10 protein-coding genes are annotated in these 8410 nt (G+C 41.5%); 5 read left to right on the forward strand and 5 right to left on the reverse strand.

All coding sequences use genetic code 11. From position 1 onward, the window contains the following. Positions 1-298: 298 nt before the first annotated feature. Both H6G14_RS32165 and H6G14_RS32170 read right to left on the reverse strand, forming a co-directional pair. Positions 299-1417, reverse strand: coding sequence for a hypothetical protein (locus tag H6G14_RS32165; RefSeq protein ID WP_190572935.1), 1119 nt, complete (start codon positions 1415-1417; stop codon positions 299-301). 46 nt (positions 1418-1463) lie between these two features. Continuing rightward, positions 1464-1772 (reverse strand): HNH endonuclease, encoded by a 309-nt coding sequence (locus H6G14_RS32170; protein WP_190572938.1) that lies wholly within the window; start codon positions 1770-1772, stop codon positions 1464-1466. 461 nt (positions 1773-2233) lie between these two features. On the opposite strand from H6G14_RS32170, the gene iscB reads away from it, so the two are divergent. Together iscB and H6G14_RS32180 are read left to right on the forward strand one after the other, a co-directional pair. Further along, complete coding sequence (iscB, locus tag H6G14_RS32175; protein ID WP_190572940.1) at positions 2234-3517, forward strand: RNA-guided endonuclease IscB; 1284 nt, start codon at positions 2234-2236, stop codon at positions 3515-3517. Positions 3518-3703: 186 nt separating this feature from the next. After that, positions 3704-4654, forward strand: coding sequence for an aldo/keto reductase family protein (locus H6G14_RS32180; RefSeq protein ID WP_190572941.1), 951 nt, complete (start codon positions 3704-3706; stop codon positions 4652-4654). Positions 4655-4742: 88 nt separating this feature from the next. Here the strand turns inward: H6G14_RS32180 and H6G14_RS33880 are convergent, their stop codons facing one another. From H6G14_RS33880 to H6G14_RS32195, 3 genes are all read right to left on the reverse strand, one after another. After that, positions 4743-5531: a YHS domain-containing (seleno)protein gene (locus H6G14_RS33880; protein WP_242054285.1), complete on the reverse strand. Its 789-nt coding sequence runs from the start codon at positions 5529-5531 to the stop codon at positions 4743-4745. 90 nt (positions 5532-5621) lie between these two features. Further along, positions 5622-6236 carry a pyridoxamine 5'-phosphate oxidase family protein gene (locus H6G14_RS32190; RefSeq protein ID WP_242054292.1) on the reverse strand — a complete coding sequence of 205 codons (615 nt, stop codon included), beginning with the start codon at positions 6234-6236 and terminating at the stop codon, positions 5622-5624. Positions 6237-6242: 6 nt separating this feature from the next. Then, complete coding sequence (locus tag H6G14_RS32195) at positions 6243-6860, reverse strand: glutathione S-transferase family protein (RefSeq protein ID WP_190572943.1); 618 nt, start codon at positions 6858-6860, stop codon at positions 6243-6245. A gap of 244 nt (positions 6861-7104) precedes the next feature. Between H6G14_RS32195 and H6G14_RS32200 the strand changes: the two genes are divergently transcribed. From H6G14_RS32200 to H6G14_RS33885, 3 genes are all read left to right on the forward strand, one after another. Next, positions 7105-7665 carry a TetR/AcrR family transcriptional regulator gene (locus H6G14_RS32200; protein WP_190572945.1) on the forward strand — a complete coding sequence of 187 codons (561 nt, stop codon included), beginning with the start codon at positions 7105-7107 and terminating at the stop codon, positions 7663-7665. Positions 7666-7700: 35 nt separating this feature from the next. After that, the gene (locus H6G14_RS32205) at positions 7701-7892 is read left to right on the forward strand and encodes a hypothetical protein (RefSeq protein WP_242054295.1); all 192 of its coding nucleotides are present in this window, start codon (positions 7701-7703) and stop codon (positions 7890-7892) included. 121 nt (positions 7893-8013) lie between these two features. Next, positions 8014-8190 carry a hypothetical protein gene (locus H6G14_RS33885; protein ID WP_190572949.1) on the forward strand — a complete coding sequence of 59 codons (177 nt, stop codon included), beginning with the start codon at positions 8014-8016 and terminating at the stop codon, positions 8188-8190. Positions 8191-8410: the final 220 nt, after the last annotated feature.

The raw sequence follows: 8410 nt of genomic DNA on the forward strand, positions 1-8410 counted from the left end.
GCTATAAGCTTTAGCTGGCAAACGTTTTCTCTGCTTTCTGCTTCATTATTTACTTCTCTCTAGGCTGATTTTTCTTTTTTTCTACGATTACTGAATCGGTGTTCTAGAACTGCGTGATAGTCACGAACAGCACCAACAGAATTTTGAAGAACACCAGCGAACTACTAATGCTGCCTTAAACCAGCTTGGGGCTATTTTGGTACAGCTAACAAGGATTGACCCGCAAAATTGAACCTTGTCCCAAAAAGTTCTAAATTTCTCTAATTTTCTTTTCTATAGACAACTTGGCTGTTGAATATCAAAGTTTAGTCAATCCAGCTTTCTTAAGCCGGGAGAGTAACCCTGAACGAGTGCTGTAGTCCTTCTGTATTTGTTGAATACTAGCTTTAAATTCCTCTAATGACCCTTGATATTCCGCCAAATCTCGTAAGTCAATGAGATATGCAACTGCTTGCTCGTAAGGTTTAGATTGCTTCAGTTCTATTAATCTATATACCTCCAACCACACCTTATCTTCTTTTAAAGCCAGTGATTCTAACTTACGTACTTTCTCTTGTTGTGCTATTAGCAATTCCTGCTTAGTACGGTGTTTATTTTGCTCTTTAGCACCTTTTAATAATTCAGTTACAGAGCGTCTAGGAATATTATCATAACTAGAATTTTTTGAAGACTTAGATATTTCCCTTAATCTTTTTATCAGCTTCAGCTTAACATTAGGTTCATCCTTGACTATTTTGAGGAGAAATTCATTTTTTTCTGAAGATGATAAAGCTTGAATCCATTCTTCTATTGGTTCAACTTCAGATTTTTGAGAAACACTTAGCTCAGTTGCGGATGTTATGAGATCCTGATCGATATCAAAAAATTCTATAAAATCCTCTAGATAGACTGGTAGTTTTTTTAAATTTGCCGGAACAGGTGGTTCCAGCAAATCTTCTTCTTCCTCAGTGATGGATATAGAAGTAGCTTTTAACCACGCAAGATATATAGCTCTTAAATCTCCCTGCAAAATGTCGTCTCGAATCTGTAAGAACTTACTTAAGCAACCTTCACCTTCTATCCAAGTCCGATATTCTTCATCATCAATATTAATATCTAAAATTACATAGCTTGAGGTTGTAGATACTGTAATTTGCTCAGGTAAACAGTAAGGAGCAAAAACTGATGAATCAATCACCGATTTTGGCAGCCGAAATACTAATTGTCTAGTACCCCAATTTGCCATATATAACATAACGTCAAAGCACTTTTCTAAAAGCTCCTTGGGTTCACCTCTAAAGTCACCATAACTGTAAGTGAAAATTGCACTTCTTGATGTTAGTTGTACACGGCTAGAGAGACTACTAATATACGTTTGCTCTGATGTAGTTAATGGACGATCTAATGCTTGAAATTCGTAATACTGATATTCGCTCATCGTCTTTATTGATTATTTTTATATCACCGCAAAATAAAGTTAAGTTCTAGCTAACTTTCTGCTCTGCAAACAGTGACAACTGCCCAGGAGAAACGTTGCCTCTACTAAAACAGTGGTAGGACAAGTGACAGCCACTACATAGACAAACTAAGTTTTCTAAGCGATTATCAGACGGGTCTCTGTTCCAATGATGTACTTGTAACGTATGGGCTTTGCGTTCAGAAAACGTTAAATTATCGGGTTTTTCCCCTGGACGCAAGCACACTCTACCGCATTTGGCACAGCGCCAGTTAGAAGCCGCTTTCAATGCTGTGGCTATTTCTTTCCAGTTTTCTGGATACACACCCTGACCCATAATACTGATGAAGCTGGTAAATGTTCAAATTAATGACAAAAGCTTATCGCAAAATCCAAACAATTCAACAGATTTTCTTCTAGATGTATCTAATTGACGAAATATCTGCAATTTGGTTGAGGAAAGCTTTGGCAGCTTGGGACAGAGTGTGTAAATATCCTAGCTTTTGGAACAGGTTCAAAGATGAAAACACCAGTGAAACGAGAAATACAAGTCAACAACCCACCACTAATCGGAGTACCGATATAGTGGGGGCTTGAGAAAGCCGAGTTGACCAGTCTAAGTGTTAAATCACTACGTTTAAGGCAAGCGTTTAAGACCTACCAGAGGATGCGTAGCTAGTTCTCTGCTCTAGAACTTAAAAGTTAAACAGGTTTAAGGGTTAAGCCAGTGCTTTTGAGATAGTTACCGACCTTAAACATTGACGAAGCTAACATTACCCAAGAAATTGGAGGCACATCATGTGTAAAGTATTTATAATTGATAGCGAAAAAAGACCATTAAATCCAATTCATCCAGCACAAGCAAGGCAATTATTAAGGAAAGGAAAAGCCGCAGTATTTAAAAGATTTCCATTCACAATAATTGTGAAAGAATCATCTACAGATGCTACTGTATCTCCACTCAGATTAAAGTTAGACCCTGGAGCTAAATACACAGGAATTGCATTAGTAAGCGATGCCAATGGTGAAGTTGTATTTGCTGCCGAATTAAAGCACAGAGGGTTTGCTATCCGAGATGCTTTAACTTCAAGAAGGCAACTGCGTAGAAGTAGGAGGAATAGAAAAACAAGATACCGTCAACCCAGGTCTCTTAATAGAACCAGACCCCAAGGATGGTTAACGCCGAGTTTACAAAGTCGAATTGAGAATATCAAAACTTGGGTTAGTAGATTACGGAAAGTTGCACCAATCACAGCTATTAGTCAAGAATTAGTAAAGTTTGATATGCAGTTAATTCGTAAGCCTGAGATTGAAGGTAAAGAATATCAACAAGGCACATTAGCTGGATATGAAACCCGACAGTACCTCCTTGAAAAATGGCATAGAGAATGTGCTTACTGTGGAATTAAAGATGTGCCACTTCAGATTGAACACATACATCCGAGAAGTAAGGGTGGGTCAAACTCTATCACAAATCTTACGCTAAGTTGTGAGAAATGTAACCTTAAAAAAGGTACTAAAAATATCAGGGATTTCTTGAAAAAAGATAAATCTAGATTAGAAAAAATCCTAGCATTAACTAAAAAGCCATTAGCAGATGCAGCCGCAGTTAACACAACTCGGTTTGTATTATTAGAGGTTTTAAAGTTAACTGTCTTGCCAGTAGAAACTGGTTCTGGTGGATTAACTAAATTCAATAGAACACAACAGGCATTAAATAAATCTCACTGGTTGGATGCTTGTTGTGTTGGTGTATCAACTCCAATACTAAAAATCAAAGGTATCAAACCTTTATTAATTACAGCCAATGGACATGGTACAAGGCAATCATGTCGTACAGATAAGTATGGTTTTCCTGTTCGACATTGCTCTAGATACAAATTCCATTTCGGATTTCAAACTGGAGATATTGTTAAAGCTGTTGTGAATAAAGGTAAAAAATTTGGTACTTATATTGGTAGGATTGCCACTCGTGCCACAGGTAGTTTTAATATCTCAACTACACAAGGATTAATCCAAGGTATCTCTTACAAATACTGTAAAACTATTCACAAAAAGGATGGTTACGCTTATGTCATGTAGGATGTTTGTGAATTGTTTAACTGTCCCAGTAAATATTTTTGTTAACACAAAAATTACGCTCAGGGAAGTTTTACAATTCACCTCCCATTCCTGCGCCAGCGATGCGGGAGGGTTTCCCTCCGCAGGCGACTGGCATCCTCACCGCTTTCCTTGTCAGGATAAGCGGGAGTATCCTGGGAGGTTCTGATGAAATATAGACAATTAGGCAACAGCGAGTTGCGTATTTCCGAAATTAGTCTCGGTTCCTGGCTAACTTACGGGGGTGGTGTTGAGCAACAAAATGCTCAGGCTTGCATACATAAAGCTTTTGATGTAGGAATTAACTTTATTGACACGGCAAATGTGTATGCAACTGGAGGGGCTGAGTCCTTTTTGGGTGATGTATTACAAGGGGTTGAGCGCTCCTCATATGTTTTAGCAACCAAAGTTTTCTTTCCTATGTCAGCGACTGACCGAGGGCTTTCAGCATCTCAAATCCGAAAACAAATTGATGCTTCTTTAAAGCGATTGCGTACTGATTACGTTGACTTGTACCAATGCCATCGCTATGACTCGAACACGCCCTTAGAAGAAACTATGACGGCATTGACTGAGGTAGTGCGTCAGGGCAAAGCCCGGTATATCGGCTTTAGCGAGTGGACTCCAGCACAAATTCAAGCTGCACTGAATTTGCCTGATGTTGAACGATTTGTGTCTAGCCAGCCCCAATATTCTATGCTGTGGCGCAAACCAGAAGCTGAAGTGTTTCCATTATGTGCAGCTAATGGCATTGGTCAGATTGTTTGGTCGCCATTAGCTCAAGGTGTACTTACCTGTAAGTACCAACCAGGACAAGCTCCACCTCAAGATTCTCGTGCTGCTAACGATAAGATGAACTCGTTTTTGTTGGAAGAGTTGTTTAACGAACGCACACTAGCAGCAGTGCAGAAACTCAAGCCAATTGCCCAAGATTTGGGATTAAGTATGCCACAATTAGCTCTGGCTTGGATACTAAAAGATGAGCGCGTTTCTTGTGCAATTATTGGTGCTAGTCGTCCAGAACAAATTGTTGATAACGCTGCTGCATCAGGTGTGCAGTTAGATGCCGATGTACTGGCAACTATTGACCAAATATTGGCATCAGTCATTCAAAGGTAAGAAAAACAGCTAACTTTCAAAGCTCTCTCATCAATAAAAACCTATCTTTCCTTCTCTAATACTGCTCTGGTTCTTCTCCAGGGCAGTTTTAATGAAATTTGCGGTCTGATTCTTGAATCGGCACATCGTTGATGCTGGCTTCCCGTCTCTGCATTAATCCATTGGATGCGAACTCCCACTGCTCATTGCCATAGGCGCGGTACCACTGTCCGGAATCCGTATGATACTCATACTCAAATTTAACCGAGATGTGGTTGTCAGTGAAGCTCCACAGTTCTTTCTTCAGCCGATAGTCCAGTTCAGTATTCCATTTGCGGGTAAGAAATTCCCGAATTTTTCTCCGTCCAGTGAAGAACTCTGCACGATTTCGCCAGACTGAATCTTCGGTATACGCCAGAGATACACGTTCTGGGTCGCGGCTATTCCAAGCATCTTCTGCCGCCTGAACTTTAGCTAGAGCAGTTAAGAGAGTAAACGGTGGTAAAGGTGGTTTTACTTCCAGGTTTGCCCACTGATCATTAGCATTGACTTTCAAGGTTTCTTCATCCGCTTCCCATTGAGGTTTAGTGTTACCAAATTCGCCGTTATAAAACAGATATAGGTTGCCGTCTGTCACTTTATATGTTTTTGGATCTACCGGAACCAATTTACCTTCGGAAACTGCAACAGCACAAAATCCACCATATTGGGGAATGTATTTTTCTGGTTTAGCATCAAACTGGGCTTGATTTTCGGTGTTGGCAAAGTAATAGATTGCACCTGCATAATTAGAGGTAATTTCAGGGTCGCCAAGAACAGGATTGTCCAAGAAATAGGAAACCGGATCATAACCTTGGATAGCAACTCCAATAGAGTTGAGGTTGTTAATGTCAGGCATGATGATACCTCCTGTATTTATATGGATGATTGAAAAATTCTCAAAAGCCGTCAACAAGTGCTACGGACAAAACTTCGTTATATTTGCCAGTCAAATTGCAGAAGAATTTTGCTCGCTTAACTGTTGTTCCAATTCGGCAATTCGATTTTGTAAAGGAGCCATCATGGCTTCAACTTCTGTTTCGGAATAGCGGATGGGAATGTGTTGAGGACAGTTCTCGCTAGTTGCTTCGACATGAAATAAAATAGCTCGTTCCACCTGTGCCGGATAATCGGGAACTCGCACTTGCTCTAGTAAACTAGATTCGCCTTCAATGTATTCGGCTCTACCCCAAATCTTGATGCGTCGGCGATGGCGATAATCCATCAAGAACAGAAACGCTTTGTCATTACCAGATAGATTGCCGACAGTAATGTACTGCACATTACCCGAAAAGTCAGCAAAACCTAGAGTCTTTTCATTCAGCACCTTGAGGAAACCGGGTGGGCCTCCCCGAAATTGGATGTAGGGGTAGCCATTGGAACTGATAGTTCCCAGATAAAACCCTTCCAGTTGAGCAATGAATTCTGCAATCTTGGGAGTGACGGTATCATTAGCAGGGCCATTGGCGATATAGCGATCATAGGTCTGCCGTGAGCCTCGCTCTTCTTGGGCTGCTTGTACTTCTGGAGTGAAGGCAATTTCACCAAATTTACGTGGCATCATATCCTCCTAGACTGCAATTGGTGCTTCAATGCCAATCATCCCCACAAAACCGGGAAGATGTTTGATGCGATCTATCCAAGCCAAAACGTTGGTATAAGCAGTGAGGTCGATTTTACCATCGCTAGCCAAGGCCACATAGGGAAAGACTGCCACATCGGCGATTGTCGGATGCCCTAACTCTAACCATTGTTGAGTCGCTAAATGGTTATTTAATTGGGTCAAAATGAACTCTGATTTTTGGATCGCTCGTTCTAGATTAATGCTAGTAGCTTTAAATAAGTGGTATAAACGCGCTGATTCTGGCCCAGAGCGCACTTCTCCTGCGGTTGTAGAAAGCCAACGCACCACCCGACTCATTGCTTGTGGCTCTAAAGGCAACCATGATTCACCACCGTACTGTCGTGCCAGATACACCAGAATTGCTTGAGCATCGGCCAGCCCTGTATTGGTGTCTACTAACAGTGGTACTTGTCCAAAGGGATTCAATGCCAAGAAGTCAGGTTGCTTGTGCGCTCCTGCCATCAAATCAACCTTGATCCACTCATAGTCTAAACTCAACAAGGACAGCATCAACTTGACTTTGTAGCTATTACCAGACAATTCGTGACCATAGAGCTTAATCATGAGTTCATCCTCCAGATGAGATAAATACAAATCGGTAAAAAAGGAACAGTCAGTCGGGAGTGATTCACGCTCTAGAGATGCTAGAGGGGCGAGGGAAGGCATCCCAACTGGCAAATGTCAGCTTGACAAATGAAAAATAGGGGAATACACGATTCATTAACTTGTTGTACCGTTCGTTCGGTATAAACATACTCTACCGAACGAACGGTACAATGTCAACAGGTAATCTTTTTATATTCACAAAATGCCTAAAGAGACTTATATTCCCTGCCTATTGCGTCTGTTTCGCCAGTATGGCTACGATGGTGCCACCATTACCAAAATTTCTGAAGCCACGGGCTTGGGTAAAGCCAGTCTTTACCATCATTTTCCCGGTGGTAAAGATGAGATGGTGAAGACGGTGCTGGATTATATTCAGCAGTGGTTAGGTCAAAATATTTTGTCGGCACTCCAGAGTGAGGGGGATGCTCTCTTACGATTGCGACGTATGTGCGATCGCCTGAATGAACTCTATGAAGGAGGAGAGCAACCCTGTCTATTTGCGATTTTGTTGCTGGGTTCGGCGCGTGATGTGTTTCATGATCAAGTCAAAGCACTCTTTCGTACCTGGATTGATGCGATCTCTGATGTCTTAATTGGAGCGGGGATAAGCCGAAAACTAGCCAGCCACCGGGGGGAAGATGCGGTAATCATGATTCAGGGGGCATTAATTTTGTCTCAAGGGTTAGATGATCCATCTGTTTTTCAACGGGTAATTCGGCGATTACCAGAAGACCTTTGCCGGGGCAAGGTAAGTTATCACTGAATCAGGTTTTATTCATCCTTAATGAACATTACCTGTTGAATGAAAAGGGTGCGGTGGCAATCGCAGGTAGGTTTGCTATTTGCCCTACTGACTATCAACAAAGAGTTGAGCAAGCCTTTGCACTTTTAGCTGCTGATACAAAATCAATAACTGAGGCGATTGCGATTCTGGAGTCGATTGAGAATGATTTGAATCAATGGTATGAAAATCGGCTATTAGTGATGTAACTTTTATTACTTTTTTTGCATTCCTCACCCCTCCACCGTATACCGCCGCATCATCTGAGCCAATGCCACAGCCTCACCATCCGGTGTATAAACAACCTCACCCGACATCGCAATCACGATCTTGTTTTTCCTAGCCCACTCAAACCAAGCGATCGCACCCGATTTAACCTGCGCGGATTCAGGTTTCCGGACTTCCTTGCAAGCTACCACAAACACGGCTTATGAATTATTGCCCCAAAGCTCGGAGACGTTTATTTACCTCGCCATGCTCCGGATCATCGTCAGGCGGTTAGCATAAAATTTGACCCCTGAAAACTTTTCAAACACCTTCTTACAGGATGATCTCACTTCTTCCCATTGCTACCCTCTCACCGCTAATTGAAATATTTTTGCCGAAAATTGCATAAAAACTAGGACTTACGCATTGACAAAATGGCAAAAGAGTGGATTGATAAAAAGTATCATCTACTCACTAGGTATCGAACAATCAGAGAAATCAGCAAACCCTCGACAGCACA

The sequence above is a fragment of the Nostoc parmelioides FACHB-3921 genome, assembly GCF_014696625.1.
GTDB lineage: Bacteria > Cyanobacteriota > Cyanobacteriia > Cyanobacteriales > Nostocaceae > Trichormus > Trichormus parmelioides.